Origin of the sequence: [Clostridium] symbiosum (genome assembly GCA_036419695.1) — a bacterium.
Taxonomy (GTDB): Bacteria; Bacillota; Clostridia; order Lachnospirales; family Lachnospiraceae; genus Otoolea; species Otoolea symbiosa_A.
In genome coordinates, this window is the sequence record CP143946.1 from 2,144,292 (window position 1) to 2,168,410 (window position 24,119).

Annotated in this window: 20 protein-coding genes; 18 read left to right on the forward strand and 2 right to left on the reverse strand. The window is 51.1% G+C overall.

Features of this window, described 5'->3' with window-relative positions; all coding sequences use genetic code 11:
• The first annotated feature begins 121 nt into the window (after positions 1–121).
• The 9 genes from dapA to V3C10_09890 all read left to right on the forward strand — a co-directional run bounded on the left by dapA (position 122) and on the right by V3C10_09890 (position 9,299).
• Positions 122–1,006, forward strand: coding sequence for a 4-hydroxy-tetrahydrodipicolinate synthase (dapA, locus tag V3C10_09850; protein WVP64085.1), 885 nt, complete (start codon positions 122–124; stop codon positions 1,004–1,006).
• 24 nt (positions 1,007–1,030) lie between these two features.
• On the forward strand, positions 1,031–1,786 hold the full coding sequence (dapB, locus tag V3C10_09855; GenBank protein WVP64086.1) for a 4-hydroxy-tetrahydrodipicolinate reductase: 756 nt from the start codon (positions 1,031–1,033) through the stop codon (positions 1,784–1,786).
• Positions 1,787–1,866: 80 nt separating this feature from the next.
• Positions 1,867–2,187 (forward strand): hypothetical protein, encoded by a 321-nt coding sequence (locus V3C10_09860; protein WVP64087.1) that lies wholly within the window; start codon positions 1,867–1,869, stop codon positions 2,185–2,187.
• Between the two features lie 277 nt (positions 2,188–2,464).
• On the forward strand, positions 2,465–3,739 hold the full coding sequence (locus V3C10_09865; protein WVP64088.1) for a GGDEF domain-containing phosphodiesterase: 1,275 nt from the start codon (positions 2,465–2,467) through the stop codon (positions 3,737–3,739).
• A 100-nt stretch (positions 3,740–3,839) separates the two neighbouring features.
• The gene (locus V3C10_09870; GenBank protein ID WVP64089.1) at positions 3,840–4,262 is read left to right on the forward strand and encodes a hypothetical protein; all 423 of its coding nucleotides are present in this window, start codon (positions 3,840–3,842) and stop codon (positions 4,260–4,262) included.
• A gap of 124 nt (positions 4,263–4,386) precedes the next feature.
• Positions 4,387–5,103, forward strand: a complete 717-nt coding sequence (purC, locus tag V3C10_09875; GenBank protein WVP64090.1) for a phosphoribosylaminoimidazolesuccinocarboxamide synthase — start codon at positions 4,387–4,389, stop codon at positions 5,101–5,103.
• Between the two features lie 131 nt (positions 5,104–5,234).
• A complete protein-coding gene (gene purB / locus V3C10_09880; protein WVP64091.1) occupies positions 5,235–6,665 on the forward strand; it encodes an adenylosuccinate lyase in 1,431 nt (476 codons plus the stop codon).
• Between the two features lie 314 nt (positions 6,666–6,979).
• Entirely contained in the window at positions 6,980–7,876 is an 897-nt protein-coding gene (locus V3C10_09885) for a LysR family transcriptional regulator (GenBank protein ID WVP64092.1), read from the forward strand.
• A gap of 145 nt (positions 7,877–8,021) precedes the next feature.
• Positions 8,022–9,299: an adenylosuccinate synthase gene (locus tag V3C10_09890; protein ID WVP64093.1), complete on the forward strand. Its 1,278-nt coding sequence runs from the start codon at positions 8,022–8,024 to the stop codon at positions 9,297–9,299.
• 797 nt (positions 9,300–10,096) lie between these two features.
• Here the strand turns inward: V3C10_09890 and V3C10_09895 are convergent.
• Positions 10,097–10,294, reverse strand: a complete 198-nt coding sequence (locus V3C10_09895; GenBank protein WVP64094.1) for a hypothetical protein — start codon at positions 10,292–10,294, stop codon at positions 10,097–10,099.
• A gap of 293 nt (positions 10,295–10,587) precedes the next feature.
• Between V3C10_09895 and V3C10_09900 the strand changes: the two genes are divergently transcribed.
• The 9 genes from V3C10_09900 (at position 10,588) to V3C10_09940 (ending at position 22,051) form a co-directional block, all read left to right on the forward strand.
• Positions 10,588–11,730, forward strand: a complete 1,143-nt coding sequence (locus V3C10_09900) for an N-acetylmuramoyl-L-alanine amidase family protein (protein ID WVP64095.1) — start codon at positions 10,588–10,590, stop codon at positions 11,728–11,730.
• 180 nt (positions 11,731–11,910) lie between these two features.
• Positions 11,911–13,647: an oleate hydratase gene (locus V3C10_09905; protein WVP64096.1), complete on the forward strand. Its 1,737-nt coding sequence runs from the start codon at positions 11,911–11,913 to the stop codon at positions 13,645–13,647.
• Positions 13,648–14,011: 364 nt separating this feature from the next.
• Positions 14,012–14,287, forward strand: coding sequence for a twin-arginine translocase TatA/TatE family subunit (locus V3C10_09910; GenBank protein WVP64097.1), 276 nt, complete (start codon positions 14,012–14,014; stop codon positions 14,285–14,287).
• Positions 14,288–14,407: 120 nt separating this feature from the next.
• On the forward strand, positions 14,408–14,587 hold the full coding sequence (gene tatA / locus V3C10_09915) for a twin-arginine translocase TatA/TatE family subunit (GenBank protein WVP64606.1): 180 nt from the start codon (positions 14,408–14,410) through the stop codon (positions 14,585–14,587).
• Positions 14,588–14,670: 83 nt separating this feature from the next.
• Entirely contained in the window at positions 14,671–15,462 is a 792-nt protein-coding gene (gene tatC, locus V3C10_09920; GenBank protein ID WVP64098.1) for a twin-arginine translocase subunit TatC, read from the forward strand.
• Positions 15,463–15,543: 81 nt separating this feature from the next.
• Positions 15,544–18,234 (forward strand): cadherin-like beta sandwich domain-containing protein, encoded by a 2,691-nt coding sequence (locus V3C10_09925; GenBank protein ID WVP64099.1) that lies wholly within the window; start codon positions 15,544–15,546, stop codon positions 18,232–18,234.
• 142 nt (positions 18,235–18,376) lie between these two features.
• On the forward strand, positions 18,377–20,401 hold the full coding sequence (locus tag V3C10_09930; protein ID WVP64100.1) for a helix-turn-helix transcriptional regulator: 2,025 nt from the start codon (positions 18,377–18,379) through the stop codon (positions 20,399–20,401).
• The gene (locus V3C10_09935; GenBank protein WVP64101.1) at positions 20,398–21,456 is read left to right on the forward strand and encodes a TRAP transporter substrate-binding protein; all 1,059 of its coding nucleotides are present in this window, start codon (positions 20,398–20,400) and stop codon (positions 21,454–21,456) included. The genes V3C10_09930 and V3C10_09935 overlap by 4 nt, the downstream gene beginning before the upstream one ends.
• A 160-nt stretch (positions 21,457–21,616) precedes the next feature.
• Positions 21,617–22,051 (forward strand): helix-turn-helix transcriptional regulator, encoded by a 435-nt coding sequence (locus V3C10_09940; protein WVP64102.1) that lies wholly within the window; start codon positions 21,617–21,619, stop codon positions 22,049–22,051.
• 3 nt (positions 22,052–22,054) lie between these two features.
• Here V3C10_09940 and V3C10_09945 read toward each other — a convergent pair whose 3' ends face one another.
• A complete protein-coding gene (locus V3C10_09945; GenBank protein WVP64103.1) occupies positions 22,055–24,004 on the reverse strand; it encodes an ABC-F family ATP-binding cassette domain-containing protein in 1,950 nt (649 codons plus the stop codon).
• Positions 24,005–24,119 lie beyond the last annotated feature (115 nt).

Consider the following 24,119-nt stretch of genomic DNA (forward strand, 5'->3'; position numbering starts at 1 on the left):
ACGTGCCAGCTTTATTTTTACTGATTAGCAATGAAAAGCTCGCAGAACGTATTTTTTCATTGCTTTTGGGGATCCCGGATAAACCAGGAAGTCTGAATACAGATTGAAGGAGGATATCAGAATGTCAATTTTCGAAGGTGCAGGAGTTGCGTTAGTAACACCGTTTAAGGAGAGCGGGGAGATCAATTATTCCAAGCTCGAAGAACTGGTGGAGGAGCAGATAGCGGGTGGAACCGACAGTATTATTGTCTGCGGAACAACGGGAGAGGCGGCGACGCTGACCCATGATGAGCATATCAGGGAGATCAAATTTGTCTGTGACATAGTGAATAACCGGATTCCGGTAATCGCAGGCACAGGCTCCAACTGTACGGCTACATCGGTTTATCTTTCCAAATGTGCGGAAGAAGCGGGGGCGGACGGACTTCTTCTCGTATCTCCATACTATAATAAGTCCACCCAGAAGGGAATCCGGATCCATTTCACCGATGTGGCGGAAGCGGTTAAGATCCCGATCCTCCTTTATAATATTCCGGGAAGAACGGGAGTGAACATTAATCCCGAGACAATCGTGGATCTGTGCAAGAATGTTGAGAACATCGTCGGCGTAAAAGAGGCAAGCGGCAATTTCTCCGCCATTGCAAAGATTGCAAGCCTGTCGAACGGCTGGGTTGACATCTACTCGGGTAATGACGACCAGATCGTTCCCCTTCTCTCCCTGGGAGGTAAGGGCGTTATCTCCGTATTATCCAATGTGGCGCCGCGTCAGGTCCATGACATGTGTGAGCTTTATTTCAAAGGGGAAGTTGAGAAGAGCTCCAGGATGCAGCTGGATGCAATCCCGCTGATCGAAGCGCTGTTTAGTGAAGTGAATCCGATTCCGGTAAAAGAAGCGATGAACATGATGGGTAAGGGAGTCGGCCCATTCCGCAAGCCGCTCGTGGAGATGGAGCCGCAGAACAGAGAGAGGCTGAGAAGAGAAATGGTTAATTATGGTCTTCTTTAAACGCCAAACCGGAGGTACATATAAATGATAAGAGCGATTATGCATGGCTGCAACGGAGCCATGGGACAGGTGATAGCAGGAATTGCCCAGAATGACGAAGAAATTACCATTGTAGCCGGTATCGATATTGCAGATAATAAGAGCAATCCATTTCCGGTCTTTCCGTCGCTTCGGGAGTGTACGGTGGATGCCGACGTGGTGATTGACTTTTCAATTGCAAAAGCGGCGGATGCAATGCTCGACTGGTGTGCGGAGACGGGAACGCCTGTGGTAGTATGCACAACCGGCCTTTCCGACGAGCAGATAAAGCGGGTGTCCGAAGTTTCCGAAAAGACGGCGGTTCTCCGCTCGGCCAACATGTCCCTGGGAGTAAACGTGCTTTTAAAGCTGGTGAAAGAAGCAGCCCAGGTTCTGGCCGCGGCAGACTTTGACATGGAGATTGTGGAAAAACACCATAACCAGAAGGTGGACGCGCCGAGCGGCACGGCCATTGCCCTGGCGGACTCCATCAACGAGGCCATGGATCACGCATACCATTATAAGTATGACAGATCTGCGGAGCGCGTGAAACGCGATAAGAAAGAGATTGGAATCCAGGCGGTACGCGGCGGCTCTATCGTCGGCGAGCACGATGTGATTTTCGCGGGCAGGGATGAAGTGGTGACATTCTCGCATACGGCGTATTCAAAAGCGATTTTTGCCAAAGGGGCGGTCCAGGCCGCTAAATTCCTGGCTGGTAAAGAGCCGGGGCTTTATACGATGGCGGACGTGATAGGATAACGCCGCGAAAATATCCAGTTTTTACCAAAATAAAACCTTTCTTCACGGTACATACTATGTGGTAGAAAGGAGATATTATTATGAAAAAATCTAGACAGATCGTTTTAGGCATTATGTTAATTTTTGTCATGGCTTTAGCATCAGGATGCGGTGACGGACGAAATAATACGAAGTCCACAGAATCCACAGGACAGTCCCAGTCTGCCATCAGCGCCGAAAGCACGGAAGGCGGAACCGCAAATGGACCAACCAACGGAATTGACGCAAAGGAGAGCACCGGTGTGCTTGACGGACTTGCAGACGACATCAAAGACGGTGCTGAGGACATAAAGAACGGAGCGGAGCATGCAGTTGATGACGGCACGGTTTCCTCCACAATGGAAAGTTCAGTGGGTGATTAAAACGACTGAAAAAAGAACAGGCAGTCTGGTCATGAAAGGTTAAACCTTCTGGCCGGGCTGTTTTTCTTTTTTCTCAGGCATGTGCAGGTAGCCATGGCATTTCAGATGCGTAAAAGATGCCTGCCCCAAAATGATTATCATTGTTAAACGGGTGGTTTGATGATAGAATGAAGAAAGAGTATTGTAACAGTTCAGAAGTCAGTATTTTGCGCGGCGGTGTCCGGGGAGGCGCTGATAGTTACAGAGTAGTTATTATTCAGGACAGAGGATAAAGAGCATGACAGTTATGAAAAATGAGCAGTGGATCAGGGAACGCTATGAAGAAATCTGCAGAACGGCTCCCGAAGAATATGCCCTGATCAGCCTTAAAATAAAACGGTTCCGTGTTTATAACCGTCTTTTCGGAAGAGAGGCGGGGGACAAACTGGCGGAGAGGGTATATCATTCGCTTCAGGCGTGGGTGAAGGAAGGCGGGTATGCGGCCAGGCTCAGTGTGGATTCCTTCTGCCTGCTTGTTAAGATGTCCAGGGATTACGACGATATTTTTCACTATATCATCGAATTGAATGCCTGGGTGCGCGATATGCCGGGGGCGGAGGAAAAGGGGAAAGTATATACGGGAATGGGAGTCTATCTGCTGACAGAGGAGCCGGTGGATTTCTATGTGGCCCTGTATAATGCGGATATATGCCGGGCCGAGTGCCCGGAGGTTCCTCTTCGGAACTCTCATTTTGAAATCTTTGGAATGACCTATTGTGACAAGAACCTGGAGAGCTATGATTTCGAACAGATGATCCGGCCGGCTATGGACAACGGTGACTTTAAACTTTACCTGCAGCCCAAAGTGAATCTGAGGACGGGGGAAGTCTGTGAGGCAGAGGCCCTGGTGCGCTGGATTGATCCGGAACGCGGCATGATTCCGGTCGGTGACTTCCTGCCGGAACTGGATAAAAACGGACTGATCAGTGAGCTGGATCTCTATCTGTTTGAGAAGGTCTGCCGGAATATCAACAGGTGGATTGACCTTTACGGAAAGAAGATTAAAATAAGTGTAAACCTTTCAAGCAATATGTTTAACTACCGGTATTTTCTGGATCACTACAAACAGGTTTACGACAAGGTGCCCTGCCCGAAAGACTGCATTGAGTTTGAACTTCTGGAAAGCATCGTCTTAAATCAGGTGGAGCGTGTAAGCCGGGTGGTAGAACAGATCAGGAAGTTTGGGTGCGGCTGTTCCCTGGATGACTTTGGAAGCGGTTTTTCCTCCTTCAGCGTTCTCACGAACGCGGAGCTGGATGCGCTGAAGATTGACCGTTCCCTGTTCCAGAATGAGGCGGATCCAAGGGAGAGAATTCTGATCCGCCACATAGTGGAGGTGGCGAAGGAGCTTAACATGAAGGTAGTTGCCGAGGGTGTTGAGACCAGAGGATATGTGGAATTCCTGAAGGAACTGGATTGCGATTACATACAGGGCTACGTGTTCTACAGGCCGATGCCGGTAGAAGAATTCGAAGAAAAATTTGTGAAAAACGGTGAGTGTGCAGAGGTCTAGGCCCTGCACATTTCTTCTTTACAATTGAGGGCAAATCCGCTATAGTTGAAAAGGAGACATAAGGAGACAGGGAGAGGCAGCAGCAAAGGAGACGATGCAGTTGCCGGGACATGGTAAGAGAGAAACAGGACAAACGTGCTGTGAGAAGCGGCGAAGATGCAGTTTGCTGAGAAACGGCCGCGTGGAACGGAGCCGTGAAAAGGACAGGAAGAAGAGGCGCAGGAGTCTCAGGCGTTTTTTCAAAAAAGTCCGTCTCAGGAGGAACCGCAGAAAAAGAGCGGCGTGTCTGCTTGTGCTGTCTGCGGCCGTGATTTATTTGATGATAATCGGAGCATACAGGGATTTATTCCTGTCGGTGAAAGAGTTTCGGGAGACGGGCGCCGTTTTGGAACGCGGTGCGGAGACGGACGACGTTATTATGGATGTATTCCGTATCTCCATCCGTTTAAAAAACGGTGAGATTCTGTTTTACCGAGAGAGGACGGAGAAAAGCGGGAAAACGATTGATAATGACCGCCCCTGAATGCTTATTAATTATTTTAATAAAACACGCTATTGATTTTACCCAGACAGTGTATTATAATTTCTACTGAAACAAAGCTCGTTTATATTAATAACTTATAAATAAAAAGGACAGGTGGATGCAGATGAAAAAAGTAGATTTGTTATACGAAGGAAAAGCAAAGAAAGTTTACACAACGGAAGATCCGGACATCTTAATTGTAGATTACAAAGATGATGCAACCGCATTCAACGGACTGAAAAAGGGAACAATCGTAGGTAAAGGCGCAATCAACAACCGTATGACAAATCATATTTTCAGGCTGCTTGAAGCCGAAGGCGTACCGACTCATTTAGTAGAAGAGCTGAGCGACAGAGAGACCGCTGTAAAGAAGGTTGAGATCGTGCCGCTTGAGGTTATCATCAGAAACTTCTCCGCAGGCAGCTTTGCTAAGAAGATGGGTATGGAAGAGGGAATCGAATTCAAGTGCCCAACCCTGGAATTCAGCTACAAGAATGACGACTTAGGCGATCCGTTTATCAATAAATACTATGCACTGTCCCTTGAACTGGCTACAGAGGAAGAGATTGATGCCATCACAAAATATGCATTCAAGGTAAATGAAGTAATGCGCAGGTATTTCGGCAGCCTTGGAATTGAATTAATCGACTTCAAGATCGAATTTGGCCGTTACCATGGACAGATTATCCTGGCTGACGAGGTATCTCCTGATACATGCCGTCTTTGGGACAAAGAGACACATGAAAAACTTGACAAAGACCGTTTCAGACGCGATATGGGCAATGTAGAGGACGCATACAACGAAGTGTTCAGACGTCTTGGAATTGCCGACAGAAAGTAATATCCGCCGACGATTGAGAAAACTTACGGCTTCCGCTATAATGAATGGTGGAAGCCGGTTTTATTGATGGCGGCGGCCTGCGTTCGCGGCCCACTATAAACTTAACACAATAAAAGAAGAGAGGTAAAATCATGTACGACAGATATGTTAGCCCCCTTTCAGAGCGTTATGCCAGTAAAGAAATGCAGTATATTTTCTCACCGGAGAAAAAGTTCAGGACCTGGAGAAAACTCTGGATCGCACTTGCCGAGACGGAGAAGGAGCTGGGCCTTTCGATTACCCAGGAGCAGATCGATGAATTAAAAGCACATCAGGACGAGATTAATTTCGAGGTGGCAAAGGAGCGCGAAAAGCAGGTGCGCCACGACGTCATGTCCCATGTATACGCATACGGCGTTCAGTGTCCGAAGGCAAAAGGCATTATCCATCTCGGAGCTACCTCCTGCTATGTAGGAGATAATACGGACATTATCATCATGGCCGAGGCTCTTTCGTTGGTACGGAAAAAGCTGATCAATGTCCTTGATGAGATGGCAAAGTTTGCTGAGCGGTACAAGGCTCAGCCGACGCTTGCATTTACCCATTTCCAGCCGGCCCAGCCGACGACGGTGGGCAAGAGGGCCACACTTTGGATGATGGAGCTGAAGCTGGATCTGGATGATCTTGATTACCTCATTCACTCTCTGCGCCTTTTAGGTTCCAAGGGAACGACGGGAACCCAGGCAAGCTTCCTGGAGCTGTTCGACGGCGACCATACAAAGTGCAGAAAACTGGATCAGATGATTGCAGAGAAGATGGGATTCGAGGGCTGCTATCCGGTATCGGGCCAGACCTATTCGAGAAAAATCGACAGCCGCGTGATGAGCGTCCTTGCCGGAATCGCACAGAGCGCCCACAAATTCTCCAACGATATCCGCCTTCTTCAGCATTTGAAGGAAGTGGAAGAGCCTTTTGAGAAGAACCAGATTGGTTCCTCCGCTATGGCATACAAGAGAAACCCGATGAGAAGCGAGCGTATGGCGTCTCTGGCCAACTACGTGATGGCCGATATGATGAACCCGATGATGGTTGCCTCCACCCAGTGGTTTGAGAGAACACTGGACGACTCCGCCAATAAGCGCTTAAGCATTCCGGAGGGATTCCTGGCAATTGACGGTATCCTGGATCTCTATCTGAATGTGGTGGACGGACTCGTGGTATACCCGAAAGTAATCGAGAAACGCCTGATGTCCGAGCTGCCGTTCATGGCTACAGAGAATATTATGATGGATGCCGTAAAAGCCGGCGGAGACAGACAGGAGCTGCATGAGAAGATCCGCACGCTCTCCATGGAAGCAGGCCGCAACGTAAAAGAACAGGGCCTCGACAATAACCTTCTGGAACTGATCGCAGCCGATCCCGCATTCAACCTGACGATTGAGGAATTGAAACAGGCCATGGATCCTTCCAGGTATACGGGCCGCGCCAAAGAGCAGGTGGAGGAATTCCTTGAGGAAGTGATTCAGCCTGTGCTGGATGCCAATAAAGAAGAACTGGGCGTGAAAGCTGAGATTAACGTGTAAGCCGAGATTGACATGAAAGTCGGGATTGACGCGTAAGTCGAGATTAACGTGAAAAAGCTGAGATTAACTTTATAATGAGATTCCCCTTACGCCCGCACTGGATGTGCAGGAAGGGGAATCTCATTTTTATTGAGGGCAATGAAAAGTTCTTGAAGCGAGCTTTCGGTCGTTGTCCGCCGGCGGTGATTGCCGGATCGGACCCGGAAGAAACCACGATTGACGAAAGACCCAGAATCGAATACACTGTAATAGTCAAAAATAAAGGCGTATCGATAAAGACATACCGATAGAGACGCACCGAAGGGAATCAGGCCATGGATAAACACGGAAAAATCAATCTGGAGTATTATAAGGTATTTTATTATGTTTGCAGAAGCGGAGGAATTACGGCTGCCGCAGAGGAACTCTGCATTTCCCAGCCTGCCGTCAGCCAGGCGGTGCACCAGTTGGAGGCTGCGCTCGGATGCCGCCTGTTCCTGCGCACATCAAAGGGCGTGAAACTCACCAGAGAGGGAGAAGTGCTCCATTCTTATATAAAAAGAGGTATTGAATCAATCTATGATGGGGAAGATACTCTGAAAAGGATACAGGATCTGGATACGGGAGAGATTCGGATCGGGGCCAGCGATATGACCCTTCAGTTCTATCTGCTGCCATATCTGGAAAAATTTCATGAACGATATCCGAAGATCAAGGTGAATGCGTCAAACGGGCCGACGCCGGAGACACTGGAGTTTCTAAACGAGGGAAAAATTGATTTCGGGATCGTCAGCACACCGTTTGAAGCGCGGCCGGGCGTAGAAAGCATCCCCGTAAAAGAGGTGGAAAATATCTTTATTGCCGGTCCGAAGTTTGGGAAAGAGCTTCAGGGGCGCCGGCTGAAATACAGTGAGCTTTTGGATTATCCATGTATCTTCCTCGAAAAGAAGACAAGCACCAGGCGGTTTATGGATTTGTTCCTGGAAGAGAAAGGAATAACGCTGGAACCGGAATTTGAACTGGCCACCAGCGATATGATTGTCCAGTTTGCCAAAAGAAACCTGGGAATCGGGTGCCTGATGTCCGATTTTGCGAAAGAGGCCCTTGAGCTTGGGGAAGTTTTCAGGCTGGAATTCGGGGAGGAGATGCCCCACAGGCATTTTTGCCTGGTAACATCGAAAAAATCTTATATCTCTCCGGCTGCGGCAAGACTTTTGGCCGAACTTAAATAAGCGTGGATTATGTCAAACATAAATAATATTGATTTTACTTATGAAGAGAATTCGTGTATCCTAAGCATGTAAACAACGGGTTGAAGATCAGCCGCGGGCTGATTGATAAAAAACGACAACAACGATTCCTGGGAGGAAAATATTCATGGTAAGAGCAATAGTAGGAGCAAACTGGGGAGACGAGGGCAAGGGTAAAATTACGGATATGCTGGCCGAAGAGTCGGATATTATCATCCGGTTCCAGGGAGGAAGCAATGCGGGCCATACAATTATCAACGATTACGGCCGTTTCGCCCTTCATCTGCTGCCGTCCGGCGTATTTTACAATCACACAACCAGCATTATCGGCAACGGTGTGGCATTAAATATCCCCTATCTTGTCAATGAGATAAATGACCTTGTCTCAAAAGGCGTGCCAAAACCCAGAATCCTGGTATCCGACCGGGCCCAGATTCTGATGCCTTACCATGTGCAGTTCGACGAATACGAGGAGGAGCGTCTCGGAGGAAAGTCCTTCGGTTCCACAAAATCCGGTATTGCGCCGTTCTACTCAGATAAATATGCAAAAATCGGTTTCCAGGTCAGCGAGCTTTTCGACGCGGCGGGCCTGAAGGAGAAAATTTGCCGGGTATGCGAGACAAAGAATGTGCTTCTTGAGCATCTTTACCACAAACCGCTCCTTGATCCGGAACAGCTTTTTGAAGAAATGATGAAATATAAAGAGATGGTGGAGCCGTATGTCTGCGACGTATCTTCCTATCTCTACCATGCAATCAGGGAAGGAAAAAACATCCTGCTGGAAGGCCAGTTAGGCTCATTAAAAGATCCGGACCACGGCATTTACCCGATGGTTACCTCCTCCTCCACCCTGGCGGCTTACGGCGCCATCGGAGCAGGCATTCCTCCCTATGAGATTAAAAACATCACGACGGTCGTAAAGGCATACTCCAGCGCAGTCGGCGGCGGAGCCTTTGTAAGCGAAATCTTCGGCGAGGAAGCCGACGAGCTGAGACGCCGCGGCGGAGACAAGGGAGAATTCGGCGCTACAACAGGCCGTCCGAGACGCGTGGGCTGGTTCGACGCCGTTGCCAGCAGATACGGCTGCCGCATCCAGGGAACAACAGAAGCCGCCCTGACCGTATTAGACGTGCTCGGCTACCTGGACGAGCTCACAATCTGTACCGGCTATGAGATAGACGGAGAAATCGTCAAAGACTTCCCTGTAACCTATAAACTGGAGAAAGCAAAACCCGTCTATAAAAAAATGCCGGGCTGGAAATGCGATATCAGGGGAATCCGTGAATACAGCAAACTTCCGGCAGAGTGCCGCGCATACATCGAGGAAATCCAGAAGGAAATCGGGGTTCCGATTACGATGGTGTCGAATGGACCTGGAAGAAATGAGATTATAAGGGTGAAGTAGTGAGAACGCCGCCGGAACGGTCGGGGGGCGGGATGGGGAGAGAGGTTTATGAGTCTTCAGTCCCGGGGGGGGAGGTTGTCGCGGGTGGGGAATCCGGGCAGAAAAAGTTCCTTCGGGAAACGCTTGCGCTCTTTGGAGTACATAGTGGTACTAACCTCGAAAAGACCTCGGTAAGTACCAATGAACTCCCAGGTTCCCTGCGGAATCTTTTTCTCCCGGATTCCCCACGGGAAGGTTATGGCCCGGGACTGAAGACGCGAAGGTTGTCGCCATCCCGTACCCTGGCCTGCGGCCGCTGATTTGTTCTCCTCCTTCAAGAGGAGGGGGGATTTGTCGCAACCACTACGTGCTATTGGAGGCAGAGAGACTGCCTCCTTTTTTGTGGATTAAATTTCTATTCTAAATTCAGTATTAGATGCAATCAGACTATAAAAGTATCACTTCCACATAATGGGCAGTGACAATCCTCCCATCCGCACTTGACGAAAGAGACAATCAGCCTCTGAAGATGCCGGACGGGGCGGTCCCTTCGCGGTCTTCAGTCCCGGCCGATAAACTGCCTGGGGGGAAGGAGGGAGAAAACTTTCCGAAGGGGACATTGGAATCCGCCGGTGCTTGCTGAGGCTTTTTCGAAGCTAGCATCCGCTGCGCATTCCACAAGCGGGAGCGGGTCCCCGTAGGAATTTTTTCTCCCGGATTCCCCTCACCACACCCTCCCCCCCGGGACTGAAGACTCACCACACAACCACACCCCCGCCCGTCATCCCCCAGCGGCGTCCTCGCATCTCAACTAAATCCTACTTCCGATCTTTCATATATTTAATAATCACATAATACCCATAAAGAACCGCTGGCACCACAACAGTGCAGAAGAGGGAAGCCATTAACAGGCTCTGCGCAAGCGGGCTGTCGATTAAAGCGAATACGATGGTTGACACATAGAGCAGGAGTATTATGACGACTCCGGCAATCGCCAGGGGGCGTTTGTATTTCATGGTGGTATCTCTCTTTCTCCGGTCCGGCGCCCCTTAAGGCTCGGCGGGCTGTCCGTTTGTCCGGCTGATATTATGGTTCCCAGTATACTACAAGAAAGATGGTAAGACAACGGAAAAAACAGGGACCAAAAGAGAAATTTTTACGGTAAATTCCCGGGGATTCTGTTCACGGGCAATGTCCCGTGCGGCATTTTTTATGAATGCTGTAAGAATTTTTCACTATACTTTTGATTGACGGTGCGGTAAAATAACTAAAACGGAGTTTAGTTTGAGCTGGAAAGGGGCGCTGTGTTTTGAAGAAATATGGGGTTCTGTTTTTTTCTGTCTGCCTGATGCTGTTTCTGCTTGCAGGCACCGCCCTGGCTGAGGAAGACCCATCCGTCAAAGGAGACTGGACCGGGGACGGGGAGGACTGGCAGTACATGCTGCCCGACGGTATGTACCTGGAAAAAAGCTGGCTGTACGACGACGGGCGCTGGTATTACTTTAGCAGCAGCGGTTATATGCAGACGGGGCTTAGAAAAATTGGGTCAAATTATTACTTTTTCCGTGAGAACGGGGAGATGGCCACAGGCTGGGCTTACGATGCGGAAGAAGAACAGTGGCACTACATGGACGAGGACGGTGTCGTGACAAAGGGCTGGCTTCAAAAGGGCGGGGCCTGGTACTGGTTTGATTCCAAGGGCGTGATGTATAACAGGGGATTCCGTATGGTTGACGGTCATAAATACTATTTTTATGAAGACGGGCAGATGGCGGCCAATCAGTTTGTCGGCATGAACTATTACGATGAGAACGGGCTGCGGGACAACCGCTACGACATGACGATACAGGGAAAAAGAAAACCTACAAACGAGGAGAGGGACAAGATCACCCAGGCTCTTTCCGGAGTTCCGCGGGAGTGGATCAAGAAGTTTGTGGAGTCGGGCTGGGAGTTTATGTACTACACGGATAAGAAATATTTTTCCGCCCCCAAGACCGATCAGGGAATTTACTTTGTCTATCACAAGACGGATAAAAATTATAAAAAACTGAAATTTACCAACCCGGAGACCCTGGCAATGGCCTTTGGTGAATATATTGCCTATGCAACGGGGAATGATAAAGAAGATAATGATTTTATGGCTGATTTCTACCAGTATCTGTCGGAGAGCAGCATGGCACAGCCTCTGCCGTCCTATTTCGACAGTGATCCGGCGATGTGGTTCGGCTGGCTGATCCAGTGCTACGGCAATACGGAAATCCGGATTGACATGAAGCGCAACAGTCCGGAGCTTGTAAGGAATCTGGAGAAGGCTCTGGGGCTTGATACGGCGGGCAGAAAACCGGATTCGGAAGAACTGATGATGGATGAGGATCCCGGAATTGTTTCCAATGGGAACGGCCCTGCCAATGACGAAGAACTGGGGAATGAGCCTGGACCGGCATCCTCCTGATACGCCGCCTCTGCATAATATGTCGACATAATGCGATGTAGAATTAATAACTACATGTAGTGACATTTGTGAACCGAAGTGGTATAATATGGAAACAGAGTGTCTGTTTTTACCGCTTACGGACAGGCAGGCACAGGACGTATACCGTATTGGAAAGTAAAAGAAAGAAGGTCTGTTATTATGGGAAAGAAAAGATGGGGTCGCATCCTGACCACCGGAGCGGCCGCCGCAGTTGCGGGCGTAGCTGCAAAAAAAATTTACGACCAGAAGAAAAAGAGCGATGAAGCGAAAAAAGACGCAGTGGAAGAGGCTGTCATGAGCCGCCGCAGTTATGAGGGCAGAACCGCTCACTTTGTAGGCGGAGGCCTGGCCAGCCTGGCGGGCGCGGCCTATCTGATCCGCGACTGTAAATTTCCGGGAGAGCAGATTACCATCTATGAAGGAATGCATATTCTGGGCGGCAGCAATGACGGAATCGGAACGCCGGAAGGAGGATTTGTATGCCGCGGCGGCCGTATGCTGAATGAGGAGACCTACGAGAACTTCTGGGAGCTGTTCAGGACGATTCCTTCCCTTACACAGCCGAACAGAAGCGTGACGGAGGAGATTCTGAACTTTGACCATGCCCATCCGACCTGCGCCAAGGCGCGTCTGGTTGACAAGGATGGCAATATCCTGGATGTCCGCAGCATGGGCTTTACCCAGGCGGAGAGGATGAGAATCCTCAAACTTCTGCGCGCCGACGAGAAGGATCTGGATGAGGTGACAATCCAGGAGTGGTTTGACGATATGCCTCATTTCTTCACAACGAATTTCTGGCACATGTGGCAGACGACGTTCGCATTCCAGACATGGAGCAGTGTATTCGAGTTCCGCCGCTATATGAACAGGATGATATTTGAGTTCAGCCGTATCGAGACGCTGGAAGGCGTTACGAGAAGCCCGCTCAACCAGTACGACAGCATCATCCGACCGATCGAGGAATACCTGAGAAAAGAGGGCGTTGTATTTAAGGAAAACTGCACTGTGGAGGATATCGATTTCGCCGAGGGAGACGATATCACCGTTACGAAACTTCATCTGAACGACAATGGCGAGACGAAGACCGTAGAGCTTAAGGCGGACGACCTCTGCTTTATGATTAATGCCTGCATGACGGACAGCGCCACGCTGGGTGATCTTCATACACCGGCGCCCGTTCCGGAGCGCAAACCGATTTCCGGAGAACTGTGGGCCAAGATTGCGGCAAAGAAACCGGGCCGTCTCGGCAATCCTGAGCCGTTCTTTACGAAAGAGCATGAATCCAACTGGCTGAGCTTTACCGTTACCTGCCGCGGCGACAGGATTTTGAAGAAAATCGAGGCGTTTACCGGCAACATTCCAGGCAGCGGCGCCCTGATGACGTTCAAGGATTCCGGATGGAAGATGAGCAGCGTAGTGGCTGCCCAGCCTCATTTCCCGAATCAGCCGGCAGACGTGACGATCTTCTGGGGATACGGACTCTACACCGACAGGGAAGGCGACTATGTGAAGAAAGCCATGAAGGACTGCACCGGCGAGGAGATGCTCAATGAATATCTGCATCAGCTTCATATTCCGGAGGAGGAGATCGCAGAGCTGATGGAGACGGTTATCAATGTAATCCCATGCTATATGCCTTATGTTGACGCACAGTTCCAACCGCGCAAGATGAGCGACCGTCCGCAGGTTGTGCCGGAGGGGTCCACCAACTTCGCCATGATGAGCCAGTTTGTGGAAATACCGGACGACATGGTCTTTACCGAAGAATATTCCGTGAGAGCCGCCAGAATCGCCGTATACACATTGATGAATGTGAATAAGACGATTTGTCCGGTTACACCGTACAACAAGATGCCGAAGATTCTCTTAAAGGCATTGAAAAAAGCCTATTTATAAGTAACAGCCTGAGATGGAATCCGGAACGAAACAGTAATCCGGACAACGGGGAAATCAGCATAAAGCAGAATATAGAATAAAGCAAAAGAATAGAGTCCGGGCGGGAACAGGAAAGCAGACTGTTCCCGCCCGGACTTTATTCTTTTTGCTTTAACAATTTTTAATCTGTCCGTACCCGGATGAACAAAAAACGCTGTTTTAACAAAAATATCCCATGATTTTCCTTGCAGGAAAAGAATTGAAAATATACAACCTCCCTGTTCCCTGGTAAGCTGTCACTATCAAAATTCAGATGCGGATACAATTCACGCGGCGATGGATATTTACGCGGACATCCGCACGGACAATAATAAGGAGGCAGGGAATGAAAATTGGAACAACGGAATTGATCCTGATCCTGGTGGTGGCGCTGGTTGTCTTCGGCCCGTCAAAACTGCCGGAGCTTGGAAAACTCGCAGGCCAGGCAGTCGGATCCTTCAAAAGGTATGTGAATTCCTTTGAGGGAGAATGGAACGAGAGCGCAGAGCCGGCCGCCCCCAAGACGCATCAGGCCGCCGCGCAGCCGGAATGCCGGGATGCCGGGACAGTCCGGGAGGAGGACGCACCGGTGCCGAGTCAGGACAGGAGCCGGGAAGCGTAACAGTTCAGACAGCATGAACTGTTACGGGAAGCCGCCGTGATGTAAATAATCGAAGAGAAGACGGCAATGGGCAAAAGGAAGAAAAATGCAGAAGAAAGAAAAATAGAAAAGGAGAACGGAATGAGACTGGGAACAACAGAACTGTTAATTATAATGGGTATTGCGATTTTAATTTTTGGCCCGAAAAAGCTGCCTCAGCTTGGGAAGGCGATGGGACAGACCATAGGAAACTTTAAGAGGAGCAGTAAGAGAGCCGAGGACGAGACGTTCCCGGCGGCAGAGGAACCGGCGGAGAGCTGACAAAAGCAGGCGGACTGCGGATGGAATCGAAGTTTCCGGGTTATGCGGCAGGGCTGCCCGGAACAGAAGTGAGGTGATGGAATTTGGAGAAAGAATTGGGTGGGAAACGTGCCGCTTTTCTGAAACGCCTGAAACTGAAAAGAGAAGCCGGAGAGTGCAGGATGTCCCTGGTATCCCATCTGGAGGAATTCAGAAAACGGCTGACGGCCTGCATCATCTGTTTTTTCGGAGCCGTATTTCTCTGCCTGGGGCAGGCGGCCTGGCTGACGGAGCGGCTGATAGAGAAAGCGGAAGGATTTCAATTTGTATATATTGCCCCAACGGAACTGGTACTGTCGTATATCCGTCTGGCGCTGATTGGCGGCGCGGCCTTTGCCTGTCCGGTCATCATCTACCAGATATGGGGATTCGTAAGGCCCGGGCTGACGCGCGGGGAACGCAGGTCGTGTTTTGTAATCCTGACCTTTGGGATGGCGCAGTTTTTTATAGGAGCAGCGTTTGCGTTTGAGATTGTCCTTCCCATCACGCTGCTGTTTTTTGCAGGAATGAATGCCGGGCAGACGATTTCCCCGATGGTATCGATCGAGAGCTATATCAGCTTTGTTGCAACGACCCTGGTGACATTTGGTATTGTCTTTGAACTGCCGGTGGTTGTGATCATGCTGACAAAAGCCGGGATCCTTAACCCGGGAGTGCTGAGAAAAAACAGGAAATACGTGATTCTTGCGGTCTTTATCATAGCCGCCCTGATCACACCGCCGGATGTGACATCGCAGATACTGGTGGCCTTTCCGATGTTGTTTTTATTTGAACTCAGCCTGCTTCTTTGCCGGATTCTCTTTCGGAAGAAGCTGAAAAAGAGGAAAACAGAGTGAGAAAATGTGGACGGCGCCGCAATGCTGAATGCAGGTCCGGACATCTATAATATTAATGTGATTTTTGAGGAGGGAACGCTCATGAGAGAAACATTGGAAAAGACAGATACACAGGAGGAACGGCCGTCGGGAACGATCAGCAGACGCCAGTTTGTGAAGGGAATGGCATGGGGAGCCGCCGCCATCAGCCTGTCCTCGATTCTGCCGGGATGCGCCGCGGCCGCGGTGACCTCGGGCACGGAAGGAACGGAAAAAGGGGAAAGCTCCGCACCGGTTCCGGAAAAGAAGAAAGCTCCCGAGGGAGGCATCTACATACAGGGTGGTGACGTGAATATGAACGGCCAGACCTATACCCTCGAATTTATCCAGCCGGTGAAACTGGCTGCCATTGTAGACGGGGAAGAAAAGACGGAGGGCACATGGAGATCAAGCAATAAACACCTCGTATCCGTGGATCCGGACGGGACCATTGTCATGCGGGACGGCGTAGGCGGATATGATGTGGAGATAACCTGGTCCCTGGAGGGAACGGTATATTCCGTGACTTTCCATACAGGACAGACATCGGGTGCCCATTCTATCGAGGTAGACAGGCCGATGACGAGAGGAGATTTTATGATCCGTCTGGCCGGCTATTTCGGCTGGTATCACTATAACGGCGTCATGGATGACGGAACCGATATCGACGGTGACGGCAATGTGCTGAAAGAGGAGCGTGTAAGAAATTATTTTGACGTGACCGGAAGGAACGATTATGTAAAACCGGTGGAAGCGGCCCTTGATATGGGGATTTTATCCGCGGCGTCCCCGGATGACTGTTTCTACCCGATGTCGGCCATGACCCGCGAGGATGCGGCGGTGATTCTGTGCAGCGCCTTCCGCCTCGATAACCCGGAAACGGATTATCTGTCCGAATTTGAGGATGCGGGAAAAATAAGCCCGGACTGCAGAAATGCGCTGAATACACTGGTTGGGCACAATTATATGAGGGGAAGAACCGATCGGACCATCAACCCGACCGATGGAATTACCGATACGGAGGCACGGATTATCATTGAAACCATCGGCAGACGGATGGTTTCCCCTGTGTGGTCGATGCCGGTATCCCACCGGAAATTCGTACGCTGCCGTCCTGTTTGGTTCACGCCGACCAAAAATGCGACGGTGCATTGGCGCTGCCGTGCTTTTAACATCTCCCATCCGGAGATGAAAGGACTGTTTATCGGGGACCGCGGCAACGGCGTCACCCTGAGCGACGAGTGGGGAGAGTGGATTGATTATATTCCGGGATACTCCACCGATCCCATGTTCGGCCTGAATAACAACTGGGATTTTCCCTATGACAATGTTTATTTCTGTGTGGAGGTGGAGGCCTATGCCACCAGGGACGGACTGGCCGACAGCCCCGTAAGCCGGTTTATCTGGCGGATTGACCGTCCGGCCTGGCACGATTTTGCCACGGATAAACTCCATGAAGGTTCAGAGGACTACCCGTCCGTTTACCGTTTCTTCGACAACTTCCAGGCGGCGGCCTATTACATTGAAGGCAGCCGGATGGGAATTCTCTACGACGGCCTGATGCCGACCAACACCACGACCAGCCTGATTGACCGGGTAAATGAGATCGCAACCAAGCCCTACGTCTTCGTGCTGGGCCATAACCATCCGGATCATAAGGGGGCTCTGGCGGTTGCCTACCACAACGGCCTGGATGTATATTTCTGCGACAGGGTCGGCCCAATGGGCGGGGAATGGAGCATTGAGACGTATGCCAAAGATTATACAAGCGGCAACCCGGTTATCGACGGTACGGTATCGGGTACCTATGAAGGTGATAAAGTGCATCCCGTTTCGGAGGGGGATACCCTGGATCTGGGAAACTGCAAATTCGAGTTTTACCAGCTTCCCGGCCATGAGGACGCCTCCATTCTGATCTACGACCGCGAACATGGACTTTTATTCTCCTCCGATATTTACGGCGTCAACCGCTACTGGGTGGCGGACCAGTTCGGAGCCAAAGGCGTGCGCCAGGATCTGCTTCTGTCACTGCATCAGCAGTTGATGGCGGCCTATACAAAGGAGGGCAAATCGGTCAAAGAGCTGTATACGGGCCATAACCGGATCGGGGTCGGTTCCGACTATCTGATGGTCTGGGAGCAGTGCCTTCAGAACCTGGTCAATTACGGCCCGGACGGAGTCAGCGACGACAGGCGCGGCGACGGCGCTCTCCTTGCAAAGGACGGAAACAGCTTTGACACCCTGAACTGGACCGGCTTTTCCATCGCAGGAAAACAGGTTCTGGCAGAGTACAAGGGAAAATACGACGGCAAGGTGTTTACCCGCCTGGAGGTTGACAATACCGGGGCAAGCGAGCGGGTGGAGGAAAATCTCTACTTCGACTACAGGACGAATGCCCAGCTCAGCAGCGTCACCTTCCTGGACGCGGAACTCGTCGGCCACGACTTTAAGTACAAGGCAGGACAGGAGATGGAAAATGAAACGCTTAAAGACGGGCGGTTAAAATATGCTGTATCCAACAAATTTGTTCCGTTTGAATATGAGTATGAGGTGATCGTTTCACCGCTTCAGGGAACTGTGACCATGACGCCGGTGGCCATGTCGGAACGCATCACCGGCCTTACGGTCAACGGCGCCCCCGCATCCAGCCGCTGCCCGGTTACCGTGCCGGTGTCGGGACCGGCCGCCGTCACGGTGACAGGCCCGGACGGAAAAACGGAGAGGACTTATACATTTACCTTTAAAACGGCATAGGAAGCAGATAACGTCTGCAGGATTGAGTAGTTTACCGTTTCCCCGGGAAGTGATTCATTCACCCCGGGGAATTGGCGTGGAGTGACGAAGCCGCCTTGTCCGGGGAAATGATTTATGGTACGATAAAGCGGGGGTAAAATGGATGAAACGGATAAGGTTTAAATTCCGGTTTTCCGGAATGTTTGGACAAACGCTGCTGGTGCTCATGGCGGTAACCATTGTGATCGGCACCTTTTTTGCTTATTTTCTCGGAAATCTATATGAAGAACAATATCTGGAGAAACAGTCGGACGTCTGTTTTGCCAATATGAAGGAGCGGAGCCTGGAAGCGGACAAGGCGGCTGCCTCGCTGACCGCAAAAATGGAGAGCCTTCTGCAGGCGCAGGACTGCAGCCGCCTGATGGTTTCGGGCAAAAACCTGCTTCAGCAGCAGGCCATGAACGTGGTGCAGGAGCTGTCGAACCTCGTGGACAGGGATGAGGATGTGACGGAGGCATACCTGTACCTGCCTTATTCGGACAAGGTGCTCGGCTCGGATAAAAGCGTGGTTAACAGCGAGAACTTTTCACGGCAGGAACTCCTGGATGTTAAGGGAGGCGCCGCAGGGAACGGGAATTTACCCGGGGCGATGAAAACGGGAGGCTTTGGAAACGGTTTTTTCTGCCTGGACGGTGAGGGATGGATGGTAATGGATTATCCCGATGCGAAGACACTGGCAAGGGTGATTCTCAGGCTGAATCTGCCCGAAATTTACCGGAAAATGGGACTGGCGGCGGAACAGACGACGGGAGGCGGGATGATTTATGTCTATGACAGCAGGGGAATCCCGGTTTTCTCGGGCATGCTGTCCTATCCCGGCGCGGAGCGGCTGATGGTCTTGGAGCAGGAACAGACAGGGGACGGGAAGGAAGTTTACCGTTCCGGGGAAGGATATCTTCTGGTTTACCAGTCGGACAGGACGGGATGGTATTTCATACAGCATATGGCCGGGATTCATCTGGATGTGGAGGCCCCCAGTCTGGTGAGGGCTTTGGTTATATACGGCCTGTTTGCAATGGCGCTGCTGACGGTTGCGTCTTTTTACCTGATATGGCGTATTTACCGGCCTTTCCGCGCACTTTTGGAATCGCTGATCTCACAGAAGAACCAGGGCGGCCGGACGGGAAACGTCGGGGTATCGGCTACCGAACAGGAGCTGCTGCGGGGAATCGTTAAGGAGGACCGTGAACAGAACGAGAGGCTGAAAGACATTCTTCAGTCGGTTGGGGCCTCGCTCAGCGAGCATCTTTTTAAACAGTTGATGACCGGTAAAGGCTGGGATGAAAATGCGGTGAGGCAGACCCTGGAACAAATCCAAAGCCCATTTCCGCTTGACGGCAGCTACCGTGTTCTGGCTCTTACCTACAGGAGCAGGGAGCATGACGGTGAAAGTCCGGTGGACGGAGAGCTGTACGGACTCCAGGTAATCCGCTGCAGTGAAGAGTACTGGGGGAAAGCGGCCCTGGTCCAGCCCGTGGATATGGAGGAACAGAGGCTTGGAATCGTACTCTGCATGAAAGCGGCCATGACGGAAACAACATGGTACCGTGAGCTGGAACGGTTTGAAAAATCCCTTCGCCGCAGTCTGGCCGAACGTGGTTTCGAAGTGGCGGCGGGAGGAAGCGATCTGGCGGGAACGCTCTTTGATTTAAATGTGCTCTGGCTGCAGGCGCAGGCGGATTTGGAACAGAGGATGGAGAGAGCCAGGCCAGAGAATCCGGGCGTGCAGATGCTTGGCCGCTTATTAAAAGGGGACAACGGGAAGAAGGAGCAGGAGGGGAACCGGGAGGTGCATATCCGTGTGGAGCGTGCAAAAGAGCTTATTAAGGACGGATATGGCGACAGTACCCTCTCCCTGGAGAGCATCAGTGAAAAGCTGGGCCTTACGGCTCCTTACCTGTCCAGAATATTTGCGGAGCGCCAGCCGCCGGGGTTCCTGGATTATCTGAACCGGTACCGTCTGGAACAGGCGAAAGACCTTCTCAGGGAGACGGATGAGACGGTCGGAGACATCGGGCTCAGGGTGGGATTTAACTCGCCGCAGAGTTTTATCCGCGTATTCAAGCGGTATGAGGGAGAGACTCCGGGCCAATTCCGGGCCAGGTTAAAGAAGGGGGGAGACGCATGAGAATAAAAGGAATTTTGGCAGTTCTCTGGGCGGCCGTTTTCTTACTTTTGGCAGGTTGCGGAGGTGCGCAGCCCGAGACGGAGCTTTTCAGCCTTCTTCTGAAGGAGCGGGAACCGGATACCGCCGGGGAACAGGAGGCAAAGGTGATACTATTGACACATTCCGCCACCGCATACAGTACAACCCAGAAAATTGCCGGGCGTTTTAAAATGCGGCTGGAGGAGCGTTCGGACGGCGGATTTCTCGTGGAAACATTCCCGGATGATACGCTGGGTCACGTCAATGACAGCGATAAACCTCTTCTCAACGGGACGGTGGAGATGAGAATCGGGCCGGCCGCCACAGAGACAATGGAGGCGATGCTGTGGGCGACCACCTTATCGGATGCCTCCCTGGAAGAAATAGACGGACTTCTCAGGGAAGGTGAGGTCCGCCGGATGCTGGAGGAGGAATGTGAGGAGCGGGGAATAAAGCTCCTGGCCGTTTTCCCCGCCCATTACCGGGTGTTGACAAGCAATGAAAAGATAATGGATGAAACGGATTTTTCAAAGCTGCAGATCAGGATATATTCCTCCAATGCGATGGAAGGGGCGTACTGGCAGAGTCTGGGCGCACAGACAAAATTATATGATATCCATCAGGTCTATTCCGCGCTTCAGCAGGGGCTTGTGAACTCCCAGGAGAATACGCTGCCGCTGATTGTCTCCAACTCCATTGAGCGCCTGCAAAAGTACCTGATCCATACCAATCATAAGATCTACTTCGACTGTATGCTGGTGGGAGGGGAATTTTATGATTCGCTGAGCGGGGAAGAGCAGCAGATTTTGAAGGAGACGGCGGAGGAGATGGTGGATTACGCCAGAGAAACCGACGAGAGGGAGCTTTATTCCTGCACCGAGGTCCTGTCCGAATCCGGCATTGAGACGGTGGAACTTTCCGACGAACTGCTTCTCAGGATGAGAGAAACGGGAGGCCCGGTGGTGGAAGCCGCTTTGAGGGCGAGGGCCGGGGATGAGAAGATAGACCGTCTGCTTAAGGCCCTGCGCGGGGAGTAAACGGTAACATGTAAACGTTATCTTGTAAACCACCGGTCGGGCAGACTAACCTGCCGGTCGGTTGAGGTGTTTCCGGAGAAGTGGTATCATGGAACCGATGACCGCTGGATATGCGGGAACGCATTGGCTGCCGTGCGGTTCACCTGGAGAATGTAGGTATATGATTATGGAAAAACGGACGATGGGAATGACAATTGCCTCCCTTCGCAGGGAAAAGAAAATGACGCAGGCTGAGCTGGCCGCAAAAATGGGAGTGACGGACAAGGCGGTTTCCAAATGGGAGAGGGAACTGTCCTGCCCTGATGTGAAATCCCTCCCAAAACTTGCGGAGATTCTGGGGATATCGATTGATGAACTGATGCAGGCCGAGGCGCCCGGTCCCAAAACGGAGGGAAGTAAAAACCAGCAAATCCATGAAATTGTCATGCTTGTTTTTAAGGCGGCCGCCCTGGCCATGGGAATCGCAGTCATTGTCCTGTCGTCCATGAGAGCGATAGATATGAACACGGGATTTACCCTCCTGGGAATCGGACTTGCCTGCGCGGGGATCTGCCTGCTGCAGAAGGACGGGAAACAGAACGGACAGGATCAGTAAAAATTACCCGGCGTCTTCCGCCAGCTCCTCCCAGGTTTCATAGAGCTTTTCAAGTTTGGAAGCGATTTCTTCTTTCTCTTTATTCAGCTCCATCAGCTTCGGCACGTCTGAAAAGACTTCTTCCAGGCAGAGCAGACCGTCGATTTCCTGTTCCCTTGTTTCCAGGGCGTGTATCTCATCCTCCGTCTTTTTCAGGGCATTCTGTTTCTTACGCAGTTTGGCCTGCATTTCCTTCTGCTGTTTCCAGTCCAGAGAAGACGAAGGACCGGGGGAAGACTCGGAGACGGAGGCAGCGTTTTGGTTCGGGGAGGGCGAAAGGTCCTCGGCCGGGGCATAAAGCTGCTCCATCGTATCTTTCTTTTCCAGATAGTAATCGTAATTCCCGATATAATTGATCAGGGTTCCCTTTTTCAGATCCAGGATTCTGGTGGCCGTCTTGTTGATAAAATAACGGTCATGGGAGACGTACAGCACGGTTCCCGTATAATTCACCAGGGCATTTTCCAGGATCTCCTTGGAGGTTATGTCCAAATGGTTGGTCGGCTCATCCAGGATCAGGAAATTAGCCTCGGAGAGCATCAGTTTTGCCAGAGAGACGCGTCCGCGCTCGCCGCCGCTCAGATCGCGGATCAGCTTAAACACATCGTCACCGGTGAAAAGGAACGCCGCCAGGACATTGCGGATCTGTGTGTTGTTCATATTCGGGTAAGTATCCTGGATCTCCTGGAACAAAGTCTTATCCATGTGGAGTACCTGATGTTCCTGATCGTAATATCCAACCTGCACCTTTGCTCCCAGCGTAATTTCCCCGGCATCCTGTTTTACCAGTCCGTTGATAATCTTGAGGATCGTGGTTTTGCCGGTGCCGTTGTTACCGATGATGGCAATCCGTTCGCCGCGCTTGATGTCAAAATCTACGTTCGAAAAAAGCACCGGCCCGTCGAACTTCTTGGTGAGCCCGCGCACAGTCAGGACGTCGTTGCCGCTGACAATGCTCGGCTCAAGCGTGATGTTCATCGCATCGTTTAATTCCATCGGTTTATCCAGCACGTCGATCTTGGCCAGCAGTTTTTCCCGGCTTTCCGCCCGCTTAATCGACTTCTCCCGGTTGAAGGAGCGCAGCTTCGTGATGACCTCTTCCTGATGCTTGATTTCCTGCTGCTGGTTTAAATATGCCTTCATGATTCCCGCGCGCAGCATGGCCTTCTTTTCACCATAGGCGGAGTAGTTGCCCTGGAAGGTGGTGGCTCTGCCGTTGTCCAGCTCGATGATCTTAGTCACGACGCGGTCCAGGAAATAACGGTCATGGGCCACAATTACGACGGTTCCCGCGTAGTTGATAAGATATCCCTCCAGCCAGGCGATGGATTCCATGTCCAGGTGGTTGGTCGGCTCGTCGAGCAGAATGATATCCGGTTTCGAGAGCAGGAGCTTGCCGAGGGAAACGCGTGTTTTCTGGCCGCCTGATAATTCCTTAACCGGTTTTCTGAATTCTTCCTCCACAAATCCCAGGCCCTTCAAGACGCCGGTGATCTCACTCTGCCAGGCATAGCCGTTCATCAGCTCAAACTCGTGGTTCAGCCTGCTGTAGGCCTGGAAAAGCTCCTCCAGCGCATCGCCCTCTGTATGCTTCATTTTTATCTCTAGCTCACGGATCTGCTGCTCCATCATGAGGATGGGCTTCTTAACCTCCATAAGCTCGTCATATATCGTGTTGTCGCTGCTGATATCCTGGTGCTGCGCCAGATATCCGAGGGTCTTTCCGCGGGAACAGACGACCTCCCCCTCGTCGGCCGCCATCTGGCCGACAATGATTTTAAAAAGTGTTGTTTTGCCGGCGCCGTTGATTCCGACAATGGCCGCCTTCTCGCGTTCTTCTATATGGAATGACACATGCTCCAGGATGGAGTCGGTGCCGAATGCTTTTGATATGTTGTTACATGACAGAATCATAGTATCCTCCCGGTTCATTGGTGTTTATACCGCTAATGGTTAATTATAGTATAAACAGAGCGGTTTTTCAAGGCTCAGCAAAAAACCTTTGACAATAATTTGTCATATGCTATAA

What these genes read in the sequence shown, in the direction of transcription:
- V3C10_09890 (WVP64093.1), top strand. Translation starts at nt 8,022, where the DNA reads ATGGTAAGAGCAATAGTAGGAGCAAACTGGGGAGACGAGGGCAAGGGT.
- dapA (WVP64085.1), top strand. Translation starts at nt 122, where the DNA reads ATGTCAATTTTCGAAGGTGCAGGAGTTGCGTTAGTAACACCGTTTAAG.
- V3C10_09930 (WVP64100.1), top strand. Translation starts at nt 18,377, where the DNA reads ATGAAACGGATAAGGTTTAAATTCCGGTTTTCCGGAATGTTTGGACAA.
- V3C10_09925 (WVP64099.1), top strand. Translation starts at nt 15,544, where the DNA reads ATGAGAGAAACATTGGAAAAGACAGATACACAGGAGGAACGGCCGTCG.
- V3C10_09860 (WVP64087.1), top strand. Translation starts at nt 1,867, where the DNA reads ATGAAAAAATCTAGACAGATCGTTTTAGGCATTATGTTAATTTTTGTC.
- purC (WVP64090.1), top strand. Translation starts at nt 4,387, where the DNA reads ATGAAAAAAGTAGATTTGTTATACGAAGGAAAAGCAAAGAAAGTTTAC.
- V3C10_09895 (WVP64094.1), bottom strand. Translation starts at nt 10,294, where the DNA reads ATGAAATACAAACGCCCCCTGGCGATTGCCGGAGTCGTCATAATACTC.
- V3C10_09905 (WVP64096.1), top strand. Translation starts at nt 11,911, where the DNA reads ATGGGAAAGAAAAGATGGGGTCGCATCCTGACCACCGGAGCGGCCGCC.
- V3C10_09940 (WVP64102.1), top strand. Translation starts at nt 21,617, where the DNA reads ATGATTATGGAAAAACGGACGATGGGAATGACAATTGCCTCCCTTCGC.
- V3C10_09885 (WVP64092.1), top strand. Translation starts at nt 6,980, where the DNA reads ATGGATAAACACGGAAAAATCAATCTGGAGTATTATAAGGTATTTTAT.
- V3C10_09910 (WVP64097.1), top strand. Translation starts at nt 14,012, where the DNA reads ATGAAAATTGGAACAACGGAATTGATCCTGATCCTGGTGGTGGCGCTG.
- purB (WVP64091.1), top strand. Translation starts at nt 5,235, where the DNA reads ATGTACGACAGATATGTTAGCCCCCTTTCAGAGCGTTATGCCAGTAAA.
- V3C10_09945 (WVP64103.1), bottom strand. Translation starts at nt 24,004, where the DNA reads ATGATTCTGTCATGTAACAACATATCAAAAGCATTCGGCACCGACTCC.
- V3C10_09935 (WVP64101.1), top strand. Translation starts at nt 20,398, where the DNA reads ATGAGAATAAAAGGAATTTTGGCAGTTCTCTGGGCGGCCGTTTTCTTA.
- tatA (WVP64606.1), top strand. Translation starts at nt 14,408, where the DNA reads ATGAGACTGGGAACAACAGAACTGTTAATTATAATGGGTATTGCGATT.
- dapB (WVP64086.1), top strand. Translation starts at nt 1,031, where the DNA reads ATGATAAGAGCGATTATGCATGGCTGCAACGGAGCCATGGGACAGGTG.
- V3C10_09865 (WVP64088.1), top strand. Translation starts at nt 2,465, where the DNA reads ATGACAGTTATGAAAAATGAGCAGTGGATCAGGGAACGCTATGAAGAA.